Genomic DNA, 17,884 nt, shown 5'->3' with positions numbered 1-17,884 from the left:
TGTCCGTCTGACACTATTCGATCCATCTCGAAATTCATCCACAGTATCCGGTTCTCAAGGTTCCGCGCTCGCCGCTCTCGCGTGCGGCGCAAGGAGATACTTTACTCGGCTTGCTCCTTCGTGTCAACAACTTTTTTCAAATTTCTTTGAAGTCGTTGTCGGCACTTCCCGGAGGTCGCCACCGTCTCCCTCTCCCGAAAAAGACAGCTTGTGTATATTACCTCCCTCGCGAAAAAGCGCAAGGGGGTATTTTGACTTTTTTCGAAAAACTTGGCGTATGCTGATCCCAGCCTATAAAGAGAAAGGGAATGCCATGCCGCCACGCCCCCTCGACCTGAGCACGCCGGAGCGCCTCGCCCTGCTGGAGGCCGCGCTTCCGCCCTCGGCCCTCACGGTGCTGGAGGTGCTCGAGGAGGGCGGCTTCGAGGCCTGGTGCGTGGGCGGCTTCGTGCGCGACGCCCTGCTGGGCCGTCCCCTCCACGATGTCGACGTCGCCACGGACGCACGCTGGCAGGAGGCCCAGTCCCTGTTCGCCGCGGCAGGGCTGCGCACCCACGAGACGGGCGTGGCCCACGGCACCCTCACGGTGGTGGCCGGCGGCGAGCCCCTCGAGGTGACCACCTATCGCGTGGACGGCCCCTACGGCGACGGGCGCCATCCGGATGCGGTGTCCTTCTCGACGAGCATCGAGGAGGATCTGGCGCGGCGGGACTACACGGTGAACGCGCTGGCCTACCACCCCCAGCGCGGGCTGCTCGACCCCTTCGGAGGCCTGGCGGACCTGGGGGCGGGCGTTCTGCGCACCGTGGGCGATCCTCGCAAGCGCTTCGAGGAGGACGCGCTGCGCATCCTGCGGGGATGCCGCTTCGTCTCCCAGCTGGGATTCGTCCTGGAGGAGGAGACGTGGGCGGCCGCGGTATCGCAGAAGAGCCTGCTCGCCCGCGTCTCCGTCGAGCGCATCCGCGCCGAGCTGGACGGCCTGCTCTGCGGCGCGCATGCGCGCGAGGCGCTCCTGGGCTGCGTCGACGTGCTCTCCTTCGCGCTGCCGGAGCTCGCGGCCATGCGGGGCTTCCCCCAGGCGACCCCCTACCATATATATGACGTGCTCGAGCACACCGCCTGGGTCGTTCAGCGCGTGCCGGCCGAGCCGGCCCTGCGCTGGGCCGCGCTCTGCCACGACATGGGCAAGCCGGCCGCCGCCTTCACCGGCCCCGACGGCGTAGGACACTTCTACGGCCACGCCGCCGTGAGCGTTGAGCTGGCCCGCGGGATCCTCGAGCGCCTGAAGGCGCCTGGAGCGCTGCGCGAGGAGGTGCTCGCGCTGGTGCGGCGCCACGATGACGTGGTGGAGGCCACGCCGCGTTCGGTGAAGAGGATGCTCGGGCGGCTGGGCGGCGACCCGGCGCTCTTCCGCATGCTGTGCGCCCTCAAGCGCGCCGACGCCCTGGCCCAGGCACCCCGGTGCGCGCCACGAGCCGAGCTGGCCGACGAGCTGGAGCGCGTGCTGGACGAGGTGCTCGCCGCCGACGAGGCCTTCACCCTGGCGCAGCTAGCCGTCGGCGGCCGCGACGTGCTGGCACTCGGCGTCGAGCCGGGGCCGACGGTGGGGGCGGCGCTCCACGCGGCCCTCGACGCCGTCACCGACGAGCGCGTGCCCAACGAGGCCGAGGCGCTGCGGGCGTTCCTGGCGGCGTGGCTGGCCGGGCAGTAGCCCTCCCCCGCTCGCAGCCTCCGCGCAACGCAAAAGGGCCGCCCCGAGGGGCGGCCCTGAAGGTTCTTGGTAGCTCCGACCGGATTCGAACCGGCGACCTCCGCCTTGAGAGGGCGGCGTCCTAAACCGCTAGACGACGGAGCCACGTTTGCAGCGCCTTGCTAGTATACACGAACCGCCCGACTTGTCCAGAGGAATTTTAGTGGCTGGGGTGGAAGGAGTCGAACCCTCACATACGGCACCAGAAACCGCTGTCCTGCCATTAGACGACACCCCAACGACATTCCTCTGCACCTGGCAAGCTCATGCGCAAGCGCAAGTGGATATATTAGGGAATGCCCTCCTGCCCGTCAAGCGTTTTTTCGCATTCGCTGAAAAATCGCGCCAGCGGGCAGTGCCGCCCCGCACCCTCAGGCCTGGATGAGGGTGGGGCGGTAGGCCCACATGTGGTCGAGGGGCCCGCTGCCCCGCCCGAGGTCGAGGCCCGCCTCCAAAGCGCCGGTCACATAGCCCTTCGCCCCGCGCACGGCCCGCTCGACGCCGAGGCCGCGGGCGAGGTTGACGGCGATGGCCGACGACAGCGTGCAGCCGGTGCCGTGGGCGTTGGGGTTGTCGACGCGCGCGCCGCGCAGCCACGTGGCGCGGCCGTCGCAGGCGAGCAGGAGGTCGTCGGCGGCACGCGGGCCGCCCAGGCCGTGGCCGCCCTTCACGAGCACGGCCGGCGCGGGCCCGGGCGCCCCGCCGGGGAACGCCTCGGCGGCCACCCGGCAGCGCTCGGCGATGGCCCGGGCCGCGCGCTCGGCGTCGGCCTCATCGGCGATGGCGATGCCCGAGAGGGCCTCGGCCTCGGGCAGGTTGGGGGTGATGACCTCGGCCAGCGGGAACAGCAGGCGCACGAGCGCGTCGACGGCGCCCCCCTCGATGAGGGCCGAGCCGCTCGTGGCCACCATGACGGGATCCACCACCACGTGGCGCGCCCCGTTGCGGACGAGCGCCCGCGAGATGGCCTCCACGATGGCCGGCGACGACACCATCCCCACCTTCACGGCGTCGGGGCGGATGTCGTCGAACACGACGTCGATCTGCTGCTCGACGAAGGCCGGGTCCACGTCGAGCACGCCGTGGACGCCGAGGGTGTTCTGGGCCGTGAGCGCCGTGACGGCGCATTCCGCGAACAGGCCCATCGCCTCGATGGTCTTCACGTCCGCCTGGATGCCGGCCCCGCCGCTGGAGTCCGAGCCGGCTATGGTGAGCACTGCCTCCATGACCTCGCCTTCCCGCCGCGCGACCCTAGGCCCGCGCCGACTCGATGAGCGCGAGCGCCTCGTCGGCGTCGACCACCTTCGAGGCGTAGCACGTGCGCATGTAGTCGAGGCCCGAGGCCTGGTCGCCCACGAGGAACGTGGCCGTGGCGTCGGACACCACGATGGTGGCCAGGTTGTTGAAGTAGGCGTCGGCCACGGTGTGGCGCACGCAGATGTTGGTGTCCATGCCGCAGCAGATGAGGGTGGTCACCCCCAGCTCGTCGAGGAGCAGGCGCAGCCCGGTCTGGAAGAACCCGCTGTAGCGGCGCTTCTCGACCACGAAGTCGCCCTCGGCGAGCCCCAGCTGCGGGGACGTCTGGGCGTCGGGGCTGCCGGCGATGCCGTGGGTGCCCCACAGCTCCAGCTCGCGGTCGAGGCCGGGGATGTGGGCGTCGTTGGTGAAGATGACGGGCATGCCGACGGCGCGGGCCGCCTCGGTCAGGCGCGCGGTCTGCAGGATGGCGGGCAGCAGCACGTCCTCGAGCGGGCCACCGGTCGGATCGCCCAGCTCGTCGATGACGAGCAGCGCGCACGTCGCCGGATCCACGGCGTCAAGGTCGACTTGGTCGTTGTTGTTCTCGTCTCCCAGCATGGAAATCCTCCTTGGGTTCGGGGCGCCCGCGGCGGCTAGCCGAGGGTCTCCCCCATGATACGGGACAGCTCGCGCGTGGCGTCCGCGATGTCGTCGGCGGCGAAGATGGCCGACACCACGGCGGCGCCGTCCACGGCGTAGTCGGCCAGAAGCGGCATCGTGTCCGCGTTGAGGCCGCCGATGGCCACCACGGGGATGTCCACGGCCGCCGCGATGGCGCGGAACTCCGCGGGGGGAACCACCCAGGCCTCGGGCTTGGTGGAGGTGTCGACGACGGCGCCCACGCCCAGGTAGTCGGCGCCGGCCGCCTCGGCGGCGCGGGCCTGGGCGACCGTCTGGACGGACACGCCGATGACGGCGTCGGCCCCCAGCGCCGCCCGCGCCGCGGCGCAGGCCACGTCGGACTGGCCCACGTGCACGCCGTCGGCGCCGGCAACCCGGGCGGCCTCCACGTCGTCGTCGACGAGCAGCGGCACGCCGAACTCGCGGCACAGGGGCAGAAGCGCCCGCGCCCTGAGGGCCACCTCGGCGGTCGGGGCGCCCTTCTGACGCAGCTGCACGCAGGTGGCGCCGCCCTCGAGCGCCTCGCGCACGCACGCGGTGAGGGTGCGGCCCCCCAGCCACGCGTCGTCGGTGACGGCGTAGAGGCGCATCGCGCCCCGGATGTCCTCGGGCGACCAGGCGCCCCTCGTTGCTGCCGGCATGGCGGCTCCTCTCTGCTCGTCCGCGCCGGGGCTGCGCCGGGAGGCTCCGATCGCCCCCTCGCCGCCCCCGGCGCCCTTCCCTATCGCTGGTCGGCGTCCAGGTCGACGGCCAGGCCGTCCATGATGGCGTTGACGGTGCGCAGGGCGCACATCTTCCCGCACATGGTGCACGTGCCCTCGTTGGACGGCGGCGCGCTCTCGAAGACGGCGCGGGCGCGGGCCGGGTCGAGCGCCAGGTCGAACATCTCGTCCCAGGCCACGCGGCGCCGCGCGTCGCTCATGCGGTCGTCGCGGTCGCGCGCGCCGGGCACGCCCTTGGCGATGTCGGCGGCGTGGGCGGCTATCTTCGTGGCCACGAGCCCCTCGCGCACGTCGCTCGCGTCGGGCAGGCGCAAATGCTCGGCGGGCGTCACGTAGCACAGGAAGTCGGCGCCCGCGCTGGCGGCGACGGCGCCGCCGATGGCCGCGGTGATGTGGTCGTAGCCCGGCGCGATGTCGGTCACGAGGGGCCCAAGCACGTAGAAGGGGGCGCCGTGGCACAGGCGCTTCTCCAGCCTCATGTTGGCGGCGATCTCGTCGAGGGCCATGTGCCCCGGGCCCTCCACCATCACCTGCACGCCGGCGTCCCACGCCCGCTTCGTCAGCTTCCCCAGCTCCACCAGCTCGGCGACCTGGGCCGCGTCGGTGGCGTCGTAGCCGGACCCGGGGCGCATGGCGTCGCCGAGCGAGATGGTCACGTCGAACTCGTGGAGGATGGCGAGCACCTCGTCGTAGTACTCGTAGAAGGGGTTCTCGCGGCCCGTGGCCTCCATCCAGGCGAAGATGAGCGAGCCGCCGCGCGACACGATGTTGGCGAGGCGCCCCGTCTCCTTGAACGACTCGATGACCCGGCGGTTCATGCCCGCGTGGATGGTGACGAAGTCCACGCCGTCCTCGGCATGGGCCCGCACGACGCGCAGGAAGTCCTCGGGCGTGATGGCGACGAGCGCCTTCTCCAGGTACCCGATGGCGTCGTACATCGGCACGGTGCCGATCATGGCCGGCGAGCGCCGGATGAGCTCGCGGCGGAAGGCGGCGGTCTTGCCGGAGTTCGACAGGTCCATTATGGCGTCGGCCCCCAGCTCGAGCGCCACGGCCACCTTCTCCCATTCCGCGGCCTCGTCGGACAGGTCGCCCGAGATGCCGAGGTTGACGTTCACCTTGGTGGACAGCGGCACGCCGTCGAGGGTCGACCCCACGCCAGCCGGCGCGAGGGAGCCGTGGCGGACGTTGGCCGGGATGGCGATGCGGCCGCAGGCCACGGCGGCGCGGATGGCCTCGGCGTCGCGCCCCTCGGCGGCGGCCACGGCGGCCATCTGGGGCGTGACGCGCCCGGCGCGGGCGTGGTCGATCTGGGTGAGGGGCGCCTCGTGCGGCGCCGACGCGACGTGCGTCATGAGCGGACTCCCTTCGTTGGCATTACCCATGTCAGGTTCGCGGGTCGGGGCGTCGGCGCGCCCCCTCTCAGCCTGCCGCGTGATCGCAAGCTCCCCGGCTATGAGGTTGTGACGGGATGATTCTAGCACCGGCGCCGGCGCGCGGCCGGCCCGATGCGGGAAGCGGCCCTAGGCGGGCAGGAAGACGGCGAGCGTGCCCTCCTCGACGCCGATGACGACGGCCTCGCCCTGCAGCTCGTTGGACAGCCCCCGCGAGGTGCGGTTGGTCATCGTGAAGTCGTCGAGGGACCAGCGCAGGCCCCGCTCGAAGACGCCCGTGCACGCGTCGTTCATGGCGAAGACCGACACGGTGCCCTCCTCGGCGGCCGGCAGCTCGAAGACGTCCGGCCCGGTGACGAAGGCGACGGCCTGGTCGAGGCCGACGGCGGTCACGTACAGGCCCCGCTCCGAGAACGAGGCGAGGAGCTGGAGGTTGGCCAGCGTGTGGTCGAGGCGCCCGCCGAGGGCGCCGAAGACGTAGGCCTCGCCGTAGCACTGGGAGAGCGCCCGGTCGAGCGCGAGCTCCATGTCGCTCTTGTCCTTGTCGACGGGGAAGCGCGCCACGCGCAGGCCGCGGGGCACGTAGCCGAGGGAGTCGAAGTCGCCGATGGCCAGGTCGGCCCGCACGCCCGCCTCCTCAAGGTGCGCGAGGCCGCCGTCCACGGCGATCACGTAGTCGAAGGCGCCCTCGGCGTGCATCTCGAGAAACCGCGGGGCGTTGAACTCCGATGCGCCCACCAGCGCGCAGGTTGCCATGGCGCGCCTCCTTCCTCCTTGATCCGGCCGTGCGATTTGCTAGAATACCACAGGCGAGCGGGCCAGGCGGTCGCGTGCTTCGGCGCGAGGAAAGTCCGGGCTCCGCAGGGCAAGATGCCAGCTAACGGCTGGGCGGGGCGACCCGACGGAAAGTGCCACAGAAAAGAAGACTCCCCCGCGAGGAACGGCCCGGCCGCCCGAACGGGAGAAAAGCTGAAACGGTGCGGTAAGAGCGCACCAGCGCGCCGGCAACGGCGCGGCTTGGCAAACCCCATCTGGAGCAAGCGCAAATAGGAGCGCCATACGGTGGCCCGCCGTGCGCTCGGGTTGCGTGCTAGAGGCGCCTGGCGACAGGCGCTCGAGATAAATGGCCGTCCAACGACAGAACCCGGCTTACCGACCCGCTCGCCCCTGCAAGAGAAACCCACCTTGCCGATAAGGACAGCAAGAGGCCCCCAGGTACCTGGGGGCCTCTCAGCGTCAGGGGGGGGTCGCCGTCGCGTCGGCGGCGGCGCGGCGGGCTAGTCGATCTCCTCGAACTCGAAGGAGTCGTCGGCGTCGCCGAAGCCGGAGAGGTCCTTCTCGTAGGCGCTCGCCACGGGGGTGGCGGCGGCCACGACGGTTTCGGAGGCCTGGGGGGTGGTGTAGTCCATCGGCGAGGCGACGAACTCGTCGATCTCGAACTCGGAGGTCACCTCGGCAGAGACGACCTCGGGCTGCACCACGGGGCTCGCGGCGCGGGAGGCCGACGCGGAGGCCGGCATGGCCAGGTCGCCGCCGATGCTCGCCAGCTTGCGGGAGGCGTCGGCGATGATGTCGCGCAGCAGGTCGGAGTACTCCTCGCGGGCGTCCTCGCGGTCGTCCTGGAGCTTGCGGATGGCGTCGATCACGTCCTGGCGGTCGTCGTTGGCGCGGTCGACGATGCGCTGGGCCTCGTCGCGGGCGTCCTGGATGGTCTCGGTGGCCTGGGCGTTGGCCTTGACGAGGATCTCGTCGGCCGAGCGCTGGGCGATGATGAGGGCCTGGGCGATGGCGTTGTCGTCGGCGCGCTTGTCCTCGAGCTGGCGCTCGAGCTCGGCGATGCGGGTGTCCTTGGTGATGAGGGCGGCCTCGAGCTCGGCGACCTGCGGGGAGGGCACGGCCTCCTCGGCGGCGATGATGGCGGTGGCGGCGGCCGGCGCGTCGAAGCCCTCGAACTTGGCGTCGGAGAGCGCGCGCTCGAGGTGCGCGATCTGGTCGTTGAGGTCGTCGATCTCGTCGGCGACGTGCTCCAGGAAGACGTCGACCTCGTCAACATCGTAGCCCTTCCGGTCGATGGAGAAGCTCTGGTTGTGGATGTCTTCAGCGGTAATTGCCATGGTCGTTCCCTTCGCACGTCCTTAAACAGGGGCGGGCGCCCGACACGGGCCGGGCAAAGCGCCTGATCCGCCCTATTGTTTCACACTAGAATATGGCCACCAGTAAACGTACTCCGAATTGTAATACAAGCAGCGCGACGATGGGGGTCACGTCCACCATTCCTCCAATCGGCGGAATGAGCTTCTTGAACAGGTTCAGGTAGGGGTCGCACAGCTTGCCGAGCACCTGGTAGATGTCGGCGACGACGCCGCGGCTGGTGGGCAGCCACGACATCATGACGTAGACGAAGATGATCATGGAATAGGCGTCGGCGAGGCGCACGATGAGGTAGGTGAGCATGGGGCCTCCCTAGCGCCGGGCGAGCGCGCCGGCGAGCCGGGCCACCTAGAGCACCCCCTGGGCGTGCAGCCCCACGCGCTCGGAGTCTGACAGCTCCTTGAAGCGCGTGATGGCGAAGGTCTTGTCGGCAACGCACTCCACGCTGGCGTCGAGGGCCGCGGCCACGCCGAAGGAGAAGTCGAGGATGCGCTTGGCCAGGGCGTCGGGGGTGGCGCCGAGGCACAGCACCGCCACGTCGCCGGCCTTGAGGGCGCGGGCGACCTGCTCGGCCTCGCCGTAGTCGGCGGGGCGCAGCACCACGACGGAGCGCTTGGCGCTGTAGCTCGAGCCCGTGGAGCCCGACAGCGCGTCGTAGGGGTCGTAGGAGCCGCGGGCCGAGGCGCCGGACGCCGACGACGACGGACGCGCGTGCAGGCCGCCGTCGACCGACAGGCGGCCGGGCTCCTCGGCGGTGGAGCTGAACAGCGAGTCCAGGCCGTCGGAGTGGCGCCGCGAGGCGGCGGCGGCCGTGGCGGCCGTGCCCTCGGGGGTCATCTCGGGCGGCAGCGACGAGTCGACCATGGTGCGGGTGGAGCGGTAGGAGCTCGACGCCGAGGAGGCGCGCGTCACGTGGCGCGCCGGCAGCGGGTCGCGGGTGAGGCTCGAGGGCACCTGGGTGTTGGCGCGCACGTCGTCGATGGAGACGAGGCGCGGCAGGCTCGACGAGGACGAGCGCGCGGACGAGCGGCGCGTGGTCACCGAGCCGCCGTAGGAGTCGTAGCGCGACGAGGAGCCGCCCCCGTCGTAGGAGGAGTCGTAGCCGTCGTCGGCGTAGTCGTCGTAGCCGTCGCCGTAGTCATCGTAGCCGTCGTCGTAGTACTCGTCGTAGGCGGGCGCGTCGGCCTTCCCCTTGAAGCCGAGCTTCGACTTGATGTCGCCGAACATGCGCTTGCCGTCTGATAGATCCATGGTGGCCTCCTGGTTCGCGGCCCCTCCCCCGCCGGGGGCTGGGCCTCAAGGTCCCTTATCGCGGGCGCCGCGGGGCGCCCTGCCGTCATCCGGCCCCGGCGGGCCGGCCTGCTACTCGAAGTCGTCGCTGAAGATGGCGCGTCCTATCCGCACTATGGTAGCCCCCGCCGAAACGGCGGCCGGCCAGTCCTCGCTCATGCCCATAGAAAGTTCATCGAACGCGTCAGCCTTATCGGGCGGGAGCGTCGCGCGGATGTCGTCGGCGAGCCGCGCCAGGCCCTCGAAGGCGGCCCGGTCGGCGGCCGCGTCGCCGCGGGGCGCCATGGTCATGAGGCCGCGCACGCGCACGTGCGGCAGCGCCGCCAGCTCGCGCACGAGCCCACCCGCCTCGTCGGGCGCGACGCCGCCCTTCGACTCCTCGCCCGAGACGTTCACCTCCACGAGCACGTCCTGGACCTTGCCCAGGCGCGCCGCCGCCTCGTCGATCCTCTGGCCGTGGCGCAGCGACCCGAGCGAGTGGATGAGCGAGGCCGCCCCCACGATGTCGGGGATGCGCCGCGACTGGATGTTGCCGATGAAGTGCCACGTGGCCTCGGGAAACGCCGCCGCCTTCTCGGTGATCTGGTCGGGGCGGTTCTCGCCGAAGTCGCGCGCGCCGCCGGCGAGGGCCTCCGCGACGCCGTCGGCGCCGACGGTCTTGGACACGGCCACGACGCGCACCTCGGACGGGTCGCGCCCGCACTGCTCGCAGGCGGCGGCCACCTCGTCGAGGACGCGGCGATAGCGGGTGGGGATGCTCATGGGATCACGCTCCTCGGTAGGCGAGGGCCCCGTGGCGCCCGCAGGCGCCCCCCGAGGCCCGGTAGGAGAAGTACTCGTCCGGGCGGCACCGCGTGCACGCGCCCGCGGCGCAGACGCGCGCCGGGTCGAGGCCCGCCGCGGCGAGGTCGGCCCCGAGCGCGCGGCGCAGCGACACGCGCGCGCCGTCGGCGCTCACGCAGCCGTCGCCGAAGGCGTCGCGGAAGCGGGCGGCCACATCGGGCCCCACCTCGAAGCAGCACGAGCCGATGTGCGGGCCGATGTAGGCGTTCAGCTGGGAGGCGTCGTCCCCGCCGCTCCCCGCGACGAGGGCGCGCGCGGCCTTGGAGGCGATGCCGCCCACGCAGCCGCGCCAGCCGGCGTGGACGACGGCGAGGCGCCCGTCCGGCGCCACGAGGACGACCGGCGCGCAGTCGGCGAAGCACAGGAGCGCCGCCACGCCGGGCGCCTCCACGAGGATGCCGTCGGCGCCGGCGGCCGCCTGCTCGCGGGCGCGGGCCAGCGCGGCGGGGTCGGACGCGTCGACGGCGACGAGCTCGGTGCCGTGCACCTGGCTCGGCACGACGAGCGGCACGTCGGCCGCGCCGAGGGCCGCCATCAGGCGCCGGCGGTTCTCGTCGACGGCGGCGGGGTCGTCGCCCACGTGCCCGCCGAGGTTGAGCGTGGCGCAATCGCCCCCGCTCACGCCCCCGGCGCGGCCCGTAAAGGCGACGCGCACGCCCGTGGTGCGGGCGAGCGCGTCGTCGGTGAGTATGGGGATGCCGCCGGGCTCGCGCGCGGCGAGGCTCGGCAGGGGAAGCTCCATCGCCGTCACGGGCGATGCCCCTAGCGCTGGCGCTTCAGGAAGTCGGGGATGTAGTCCTCGTCGGCGAAGCGGCCGTTGCCCGAGGAGGTGGAGAACGTCACCGGCTGGGGCTGCGGGGCCGGGGCCGGGGCCTCGGTCGAGGCGAACAGGTCCTTCTTGAGCGGCGCGAAGTCCATGGAGGACTGGGAGGCGCCCATCTTGAAGCCCGTGGCGATGACCGTGATGCGGACGGCGTCCTTCATATCCTCGTCGATGATCTGGCCGTAGATGATGTTGGCGTTCTCGTCGGCGCAGGCCTCCACCGTGCGGGCCGCCTCCGACACCTCGGTCAGCGTGAGGTCGGGGCCGCCGGCGATGGAGAACAGCACGCGGGACGCGCCCTGGATGGAGGCCTCGAGCAGGCTCGAGTTGGTGGCCTGCTGGGCGGCGTCGAGAGCGCGGTTCTCGCCTGTGGACAGGCCGATGCCCATCATGGCCGTGCCGGCGTCCTTCATGACGGTGCGGATGTCGGCGAAGTCGAGGTTGATGAGGCCGGGGATGGTGATGAGGTCGGTCACGCCCTGGATGCCCTGGCGCAGGGTGTCGTCGGCGATGCGGAAGGCGTCGAGCATGGAGGTCTTCTTGTCGACGATCTCGAGCAGGCGGTCGTTGGGGATGATGATGAGGGTGTCGACCTTCTGGGAGAGCAGGTCGATGCCCTGCTCGGCCTGGTTGCGGCGCAGCCGGCCCTCGAAGGTAAAGGGCTTGGTGACGATGCCCACGGTGAGCGCGCCGATCTCCTCGCGCGCGATCTCGGCGATGATGGGGGCCGCGCCGGTGCCGGTGCCGCCGCCCTCGCCCGCCGTGACGAAGACCATGTCGGCCTCGGCCAGGGCCTCGCGGATCTCGTTGCGGCTCTCCTCGGCCGCCTGGCAGCCCACCTCGGGGTTGGCGCCGGCGCCCAGCCCGCGGGTGAGCTCCTCGCCGATGTGGATGGTCTTGTCGGCGTCCGAGATGAGGAGCGCCTGGCGGTCGGTGTTGACCGCGATGAATTCCACGCCCTTGACGCCCGCCTCGACCATGCGGTTCACGGCGTTCGTGCCGCCGCCGCCGACGCCGACGACCTTGATGACCGCCAAGTGATCCGAGCCTATGTTGTTTGGCATTGTTTCCTCCACACCTGCTGCGTTTTCTCTGCTGCGTTCACGAAAGGCGCGCGCGAGCGCGCGATACACGCGGGGTAATTGTACACGATGCCCCACCGAATGCAACGAGAAGCGGGTGCAAAGGGCCTGATTGGACAATAATTCGACAGATTGCGGGGCGCGTTCGGGGGATCCCCTACCGCGTCAGACCGCGCGCCAGGTGGGGCGGTCGACGACGCGGACGTTGATGTAGGCCACCTTGCCCGGGTTCTCCTCCATGATCTTGAGGCAGATGCGCTCCTTCTCGCGGATGTCGTCGGCCGTGCCGAAGGCGATCTCGATGCCGTTGTCGAGCGTGAGCAGGGTGGACTCGGCGTCGGTGGCCGACACCTTGCGCACCTGGTCGGCCAAATCGGTGGTCATGCCGTCGACGATGGCCAGCGCGTTGTTCACGTTGACGTCGGTGCAGTAGGAGCCGATCTCGGGCACCAGGCCGTAGGGCACGCCGCTGATGTGGAGGACGCGCTCGGCGTCCTCGTAGATCTGCGGGGCGATGGCCTGGCCCACCTCGGAGTCGCGGTCGGGGATGGGCATGAGCCACATGCCGTCCGAGGCGATGGCCCAGGGCTGGATGGTGGCGGCGTCGTCGGCGGCCACCTCCACCACCGCGGCGATCTCCCGCTCGGTGACGACGATCTGGAGCGTCGAGGGGAAGACGCGGTTGACCGTCACGCCGCTCACCCACGCGTCGCGGTCGATGGACCGCTCGATGGCGCCCGTGTCGACGGTGAGCAGGGTCGTGCCCTGGGGGATGGAGGCGAGGGCCGCCATGTCCTGGCTGGTCAGGTGCTCGGCGCCCACCACGTCCACCTTCTCGATGGTGAAGGCGGGCGACAGGTACAGGGCGCCGGCGCCCACGAGGAGCGCGGCGGCGACGCCCACCGCGACGCCCACGCGGATGAGCGAGCGGCGGGCGGCCTCGCGGGCGCGGCGGGCGCGGTCGGCCCGGTCCATGTCGCCGATGCGCACCGACGACACGCCGCCGCGGGCGGTGCGGGGCGCCGGCGCGCGCCCCGGGCGCGGCGCGGGGGCGCCCCGGCGCTGGCCGCGTGACGCGGGCGCGGGCGCGCGGCGCGACGGGGCGGAGGCGCGGGGCGCGGGAGCGGCGGCGGGACGGCCCGAGGAGCGGGGCATGGGCACCCGGCGGGGGCCCTGCCCGGGCCTACTCGAACCCGAGGAAGCGGACTTCCGGCGCGAGCTTGACGCCATGGGCCTCCTCCACCTTCCCCTGGATGAGCGCGATGAGGTCGCGCACGTCGCGCGCCGTGGCCTCGCCCGTGTTCACGATGAAGTTCGCGTGGGCCTGCGACACCTGGGCGCCGCCGACCTGAGCGCCCTTGAGGCCGAGCCCCTCGATGAGGGCCGCGGCCGAGCCGCCCTCGGGGTTGCGGAAGACGCTGCCGCAGGACGGCTCGCTCATCGGCTGGGTCTTCTTGCGCTTGGCGAGGTTGGCCTCCATCTTGCCGCGGATGTAGAACGGATCGGCCTTCTCGGCGGCCAGCTCGCATTCCACCACCACCTCGTCGGCGGGCAGCGACGAGGAGCGGTAGCCCCAGGCCACCTCGTCGCCGGCGCGGCGCACGAGGCCGCGGCCGGGAGCCAGCGTGGTCACCGACACCACGCGCGAGCCGATCCACTCGTCGCGGGAGCCCGCGTTCATGGCGATGGCGCCGCCCACGGTGCCCGGGGTGCCCACGGCGAACTCGAGGCCCGCCAGCGAGCGCCTGAAGGCCTCCTGCACCACGGCCGACAGCATCACGCCGGCGCCCGCGTAGAAGCGGCCGGCCTCCTCGTCGACGCGCAGGGTGCGGAAGTCGCGCCCGAGGGAGACGACGACGCCCGGGTAGCCCTCGTCGGCCACGAGCAGGTTGGAGCCGCGCCCGACGGCGACCCAGGGCACGCCCTCCTCCTCGCAGACCGCGATGAGGCGCGTCAGCGCGCCCACCGACCCGACGCGCACGAAGAAGCGCGCCGGGCCGCCGATGCGGTAGGTGGTGTGGCGGGCCATGGGCTCGTGGGGGTAGATGTCGCCGTCGAAGCGCTCGTCGACGAGGAGCGCCTGGAGCGGCGTGGCGTGGCGGGCGGCCATGGGGCGCCTACGCCTCGCGGCGGCGCAGCTCGTCGACGAGCTGGGGGCCGATGGCGGTCACGTCGCCGGCGCCCATGGTGATGACCAGGTCGCCCTCCCCCGCCGCGTCGACGAGCGCGGGCACCACGTCCACGCGGCGCGGCACGAAGGCGGCGTCGGGGTGGCCGGGGTGGTCGAGCACGACGTTGAGGAAGGTCTTGCCGTTGACGCCCGGGACCGGCGCCTCGCCGGCGGGGTACACGTCCATGAACACCACGTCGTCGGCGTCGTCGAAGGCGCTGCCGAACTCGTCGCGCAGCACCTCGGTGAACAGGGGCGCGCGGGAGTAGCGGTGGGGCTGGAACAGCACGTGGACGCGGTTGAAGTCGAGCGCCTTGGCGGCCCGGATGGTGGCGGCTATCTCGGTGGGATGGTGGGCGTAGTCGTCCACCACGGTGACGCCGGCGGCCTGGCCCACCAGGTCGAAGCGGCGGCGCACGCCGGCGAACTCGCCGAGCTTGGCGGCGGCGTCGTCGACGTCCATGCCGAGGGCGTCGATGAGGGCGAGCACGCCCGCGGCGTTGGCCACGTTGTGCGCGCCGGGGTTCTGCCGGACCTGCCCGGCCACCTCGCGCCCGCCGGGCAGGCGCAGGGTGAAGGCCGATCCCACGCCGCGGGGCTCGAAGGCGGTGACGCGGGCGTCGCAGCCCTCGGAGAAGCCGTAGGTGACCACGCGCCGGCCCGTCGAGCGGGCCAGGTCCGCCAGCGCCGCGTCGTCGCCGCAGACCACGGCCACGCCGTCGTCGGGCACCGACGCGATGAACGCGCGGAAGTTCTCGTAGATGTCGTCGAGGTCGGCGTAGTGGTCGAGGTGGTCGGCCTCGATGTTGGTGACGATGACAGCCTGGGGCGCCAGGTAGGTGAAGGACTTGTCGCTCTCGTCGGCCTCCACGACGTACCACGGGCCGCGCCCGGAGTGCGCGTTGGTGCCGAAGGCGCGCACGATGCCGCCGATGAGGAACGTCGGGTCGGCCCCCATGGCCTCGAGGGTGGAGGCGAGCATGGACGAGGTGGTGGTCTTGCCGTGGGTGCCGGCGACGGCCAGCGTCCTGAGGTCGCGGCCGAGGTGCGCGAGCATCTGGGCGCGGTGCACGATGCGCAGGCCGCGGCGCTGGGCCTCGACGAGCTCGGGGTTGTTGGCGAGGATGGCGGTGGACACCACGACGACCGGGTCGCCGTCGGGGATGTTGGCCGCGTCCTGGCCGATGGCCACGGGGATGCCCTGGGCGACGAGCTGCTTGGTGTAGCGGCTCTCCTTCAGGTCCGAGCCGGTGACGGCGATGCCCTGGTCGTGGGCGACGCTCGCGATGCCGCTCATGCCGACGCCGCCGATGCCGATGAAGTGCAGAGACGCGATGTCCCGTGAGTCCATGGACGCCCTCTTCCGTAGGTGATGGTATGGCAAGCGGCTATTGTACCGCAGCGCCCCCGCGGGCCGCCGCCGCTATCACAACATCTGCCAATTTGGCGGCCGCGTCGGCGGTCTTTTGGCTACGGGCGGCCGCGGCCATGGACGCGCGCAGGTCGCCGTCGTCGAGGAGGCGGCGCACCTGGTCGCGGAAGGCCTCGGTTCCCAGCTCGTCGTCGGGCATCATGAGGGCGCAGCCGGCGTCGACCCAGGCCCGGGCGTTGGTGGTCTGGTGGTCTTCGGTGGCGTGGGGGAAGGGCACGAGCAGGGCCGGGATGGCGCGGGCCGATATCTCGGCGAGGGAGGTGGCGCCGGCGCGCGAGATGATGACGTCGGCGGCGGCGAGGGTCTCCCCCATCCGGTCCTGATAGCCCATGAGCTGCCAGCGCTCCTCCTGCTCGGGCGTGAGCGCGAGCGCCTCGCGGACGGCGTCGAGCTCCTTGGGGCCGGTGATGTGGACGATGCGCAGGTCCTCGCGGGCGAGCAGCTCGTCTCGCATCCCCACGATCCCCTCGTTGATGTGGCGCGCGCCGAGGCTGCCGCCGAAGACGAGCAGCATGAGCGCGTCGTCGGGGATGCCGAGCATCGCGCGGCCCGCCTCGCGGCTCGACTCGATGACCGAGCGGCGCACGGGGTTGCCGGTGACGCAGACGGCCGGGCACGACGCGGCGTCGGCCGAGCAGCCGTAGGTGACGCAGACGGTCTGGGCGCGCTTGGACAGGTACTTGTTGGCCATGCCCATGACCGAGTTCTGCTCGTGGACCACCACGGGGATGCCGAGGGACTCGGCGGCGCGGGCCACCGGGATGGACACGTAGCCGCCGAAGCCGACCACCACGTCGGGGCGCACCTCGGCGAACCAGCGCTTGGCCTGGCGCGTGGACCGGGCGATCTTGGCCACGCCGCTGACGAGCGAGGAGGGGTGGCTGCGGTCGAAGCCGCCAGCCTCGAAGGCCTTGAAGGGCAGGCCGGCCTGGGGCACGAGGCGGGACTCCACCCCGTGGGGGGTGCCGGCGAAGAAGACCTCGTGGCCGCGCTCGGCAAGCACCTCGGCCAGGGCGAGGGCGGGGTTGATGTGGCCGGCGGTGCCGCCGCCGGAGAGGATGACGCGCATGGGGCTACCTCCTTGGGGCGCGCGACGACGGGCGCTCGGGCGGCGCGGGGCGCTCGGCCCTCACGACGCGCAGGTCGGCGCGGCGCTGCTCGTAGACAGTGGGCGCGTCCTGGGCCCGGGAGACCGACAGGATGAGGCCCACCATTATCATGGTGGCCAGGATGGACGAGCCGCCCGACGAGATGAACGGCAGGGGCTTGCCCGTGGTGGGCAGCACGCCGATGGTGCAGCCGATGTTGAGGAACGCCTGGGCCACCAGCATGATGGTGCAGCCCCCGGCGACCATGCGGCCCAGGTCGTCCGGGGCCCCCTGGGCGATGCGCAGGCCGGCGACGAGGAAGGCCACGAACAGCCCGATGACGACGAGCGCGCCGACCATCCCCAGCTCCTCGCCGATGATGGCGAAGATGAAGTCGCTGTCCGACGCGAACAGGTAGCCGAACTTCTCGCGCGAGTTGCCGAGCCCCACGCCGAGAAGCCCGCCCTCGGCGAGCGCGTAGTAGGACCGGATGATGTTGAAGCCGTCGCCGTAGCCGCCCTCGCCGTCGTTCCAGGGGTCGAGGTAGACCATGCGCCCCGAGCGGTAGCCCGTGCCGAACACGGCGAAGGCCGCCAGGGCGACGCCGGCCACGGCGATGGCCCCCATGAGGCGCCCCGGCACGCCGCCCACCCACATGACGGCGTAGATGCCGACGAAGCAGATGAGGGTCGTGCCCAGGTCGGACTGGGTGACGTAGAGGAACCCGAGCGGCATCATGACCAGGACGATCGCCTGGACGACGGCCGCGCGCGGCTCGAGGGAGCCCTCCCGCAGGAGGCACAGGATGCGCACGGCCATGAGCAGAAGCGCGATCTTGGCGAACTCCGAGGGCTGGATGCCGATGGTCTCGGTGATGCCGAGCCAGCGCCGGGCGCCGTAGATCTCGGTGCCGATGACGGCCGTGAGCCCGAGCATCACGACGGCGACGCCCCACACGGCCCACACCAGGGGCCCCGTCCAGGCGCTCACGGGGATGAACCGCCACACCACCGCCGCGCAGACGACGCCCACCCCGGCGTAGAGCGCCTGGGACTGGATGCTGCGCACGACGGAGTGCCCCGCCTTCACGTCGTCGATGGACCCGGCCGAGTACACCATCACCAACCCGATGAGCAGAAGCGACAGCACGCAGAGCAGGAGCACCGCGCGCGGGCCGACCACCTCGGGCGACGGCCCCCTCTTCCCCGCGACGGCCATC

The 17,884-nt window shown here is 71.8% G+C and carries 17 protein-coding genes, 2 tRNA genes and 1 other RNA gene; 2 read left to right on the top strand and 18 right to left on the bottom strand.

Annotation, left to right across the window (positions count from 1 at the left end; genetic code table 11):
* Positions 1-313: 313 nt before the first annotated feature.
* The gene (locus tag LPT13_RS05220; protein WP_242164221.1) at positions 314-1,711 is read left to right on the top strand and encodes a CCA tRNA nucleotidyltransferase; all 1,398 of its coding nucleotides are present in this window, start codon (positions 314-316) and stop codon (positions 1,709-1,711) included.
* Between the two features lie 67 nt (positions 1,712-1,778).
* Here the strand turns inward: LPT13_RS05220 and LPT13_RS05215 are convergent.
* From LPT13_RS05215 to LPT13_RS05185, 7 genes are all read right to left on the bottom strand, one after another.
* Positions 1,779-1,855 (bottom strand) — tRNA-Glu (locus LPT13_RS05215).
* Between the two features lie 59 nt (positions 1,856-1,914).
* Positions 1,915-1,988: transfer RNA gene (locus tag LPT13_RS05210), tRNA-Gln, on the bottom strand.
* 133 nt (positions 1,989-2,121) lie between these two features.
* Positions 2,122-2,976, bottom strand: coding sequence for a bifunctional hydroxymethylpyrimidine kinase/phosphomethylpyrimidine kinase (gene thiD / locus LPT13_RS05205; protein ID WP_242164219.1), 855 nt, complete (start codon positions 2,974-2,976; stop codon positions 2,122-2,124).
* A 25-nt stretch (positions 2,977-3,001) separates the two neighbouring features.
* Positions 3,002-3,607: a cysteine hydrolase family protein gene (locus LPT13_RS05200; protein ID WP_242164217.1), complete on the bottom strand. Its 606-nt coding sequence runs from the start codon at positions 3,605-3,607 to the stop codon at positions 3,002-3,004.
* 35 nt (positions 3,608-3,642) lie between these two features.
* On the bottom strand, positions 3,643-4,311 hold the full coding sequence (gene thiE / locus LPT13_RS05195; protein WP_242164214.1) for a thiamine phosphate synthase: 669 nt from the start codon (positions 4,309-4,311) through the stop codon (positions 3,643-3,645).
* A gap of 80 nt (positions 4,312-4,391) precedes the next feature.
* Positions 4,392-5,747, bottom strand: a complete 1,356-nt coding sequence (gene thiC, locus LPT13_RS05190; protein WP_242164212.1) for a phosphomethylpyrimidine synthase ThiC — start codon at positions 5,745-5,747, stop codon at positions 4,392-4,394.
* Between the two features lie 168 nt (positions 5,748-5,915).
* Positions 5,916-6,542, bottom strand: coding sequence for a thiamine diphosphokinase (locus LPT13_RS05185; RefSeq protein ID WP_242164210.1), 627 nt, complete (start codon positions 6,540-6,542; stop codon positions 5,916-5,918).
* 54 nt (positions 6,543-6,596) lie between these two features.
* On the opposite strand from LPT13_RS05185, the gene rnpB reads away from it, so the two are divergent.
* An RNA gene (gene rnpB / locus LPT13_RS05180) (RNase P RNA component class A) lies at positions 6,597-6,954 on the top strand.
* Between the two features lie 109 nt (positions 6,955-7,063).
* Here the strand turns inward: rnpB and LPT13_RS05175 are convergent.
* The 11 genes from LPT13_RS05175 to LPT13_RS05125 all read right to left on the bottom strand — a co-directional run bounded on the left by LPT13_RS05175 (position 7,064) and on the right by LPT13_RS05125 (position 17,883).
* Positions 7,064-7,900, bottom strand: coding sequence for a DivIVA domain-containing protein (locus tag LPT13_RS05175; protein ID WP_242164208.1), 837 nt, complete (start codon positions 7,898-7,900; stop codon positions 7,064-7,066).
* An 85-nt stretch (positions 7,901-7,985) separates the two neighbouring features.
* Positions 7,986-8,240: a YggT family protein gene (locus tag LPT13_RS05170; RefSeq protein ID WP_242164205.1), complete on the bottom strand. Its 255-nt coding sequence runs from the start codon at positions 8,238-8,240 to the stop codon at positions 7,986-7,988.
* Positions 8,241-8,285: 45 nt separating this feature from the next.
* Entirely contained in the window at positions 8,286-9,188 is a 903-nt protein-coding gene (locus LPT13_RS05165; protein WP_242164202.1) for a cell division protein SepF, read from the bottom strand.
* A 111-nt stretch (positions 9,189-9,299) separates the two neighbouring features.
* Entirely contained in the window at positions 9,300-9,989 is a 690-nt protein-coding gene (locus tag LPT13_RS05160; RefSeq protein ID WP_242164199.1) for a YggS family pyridoxal phosphate-dependent enzyme, read from the bottom strand.
* 4 nt (positions 9,990-9,993) lie between these two features.
* On the bottom strand, positions 9,994-10,812 hold the full coding sequence (locus LPT13_RS05155; RefSeq protein ID WP_242164289.1) for a purine nucleoside phosphorylase YfiH/LACC1 family protein: 819 nt from the start codon (positions 10,810-10,812) through the stop codon (positions 9,994-9,996).
* A gap of 20 nt (positions 10,813-10,832) precedes the next feature.
* A complete protein-coding gene (ftsZ, locus tag LPT13_RS05150; RefSeq protein ID WP_277926830.1) occupies positions 10,833-11,957 on the bottom strand; it encodes a cell division protein FtsZ in 1,125 nt (374 codons plus the stop codon).
* Positions 11,958-12,140: 183 nt separating this feature from the next.
* Positions 12,141-12,974 (bottom strand): cell division protein FtsQ/DivIB, encoded by an 834-nt coding sequence (locus LPT13_RS05145; RefSeq protein ID WP_242164196.1) that lies wholly within the window; start codon positions 12,972-12,974, stop codon positions 12,141-12,143.
* A 184-nt stretch (positions 12,975-13,158) separates the two neighbouring features.
* Positions 13,159-14,085: a UDP-N-acetylmuramate dehydrogenase gene (murB, locus tag LPT13_RS05140; RefSeq protein ID WP_242164194.1), complete on the bottom strand. Its 927-nt coding sequence runs from the start codon at positions 14,083-14,085 to the stop codon at positions 13,159-13,161.
* A 7-nt stretch (positions 14,086-14,092) separates the two neighbouring features.
* A complete protein-coding gene (gene murC / locus LPT13_RS05135; RefSeq protein ID WP_242164191.1) occupies positions 14,093-15,496 on the bottom strand; it encodes a UDP-N-acetylmuramate--L-alanine ligase in 1,404 nt (467 codons plus the stop codon).
* A gap of 37 nt (positions 15,497-15,533) precedes the next feature.
* Entirely contained in the window at positions 15,534-16,646 is a 1,113-nt protein-coding gene (gene murG, locus LPT13_RS05130) for an undecaprenyldiphospho-muramoylpentapeptide beta-N-acetylglucosaminyltransferase (protein ID WP_242164189.1), read from the bottom strand.
* A gap of 4 nt (positions 16,647-16,650) precedes the next feature.
* A complete protein-coding gene (locus LPT13_RS05125) occupies positions 16,651-17,883 on the bottom strand; it encodes an FtsW/RodA/SpoVE family cell cycle protein (protein WP_242164187.1) in 1,233 nt (410 codons plus the stop codon).
* Position 17,884 lies beyond the last annotated feature (1 nt).

This window comes from Adlercreutzia faecimuris (assembly GCF_022669055.1).
Lineage (GTDB): Bacteria > Actinomycetota > Coriobacteriia > Coriobacteriales > Eggerthellaceae > Enterorhabdus > Enterorhabdus faecimuris.
The sequence above is the reverse complement of the archived record's forward strand: the minus strand, read 5'-3'. Positions and strand labels throughout refer to the sequence as shown.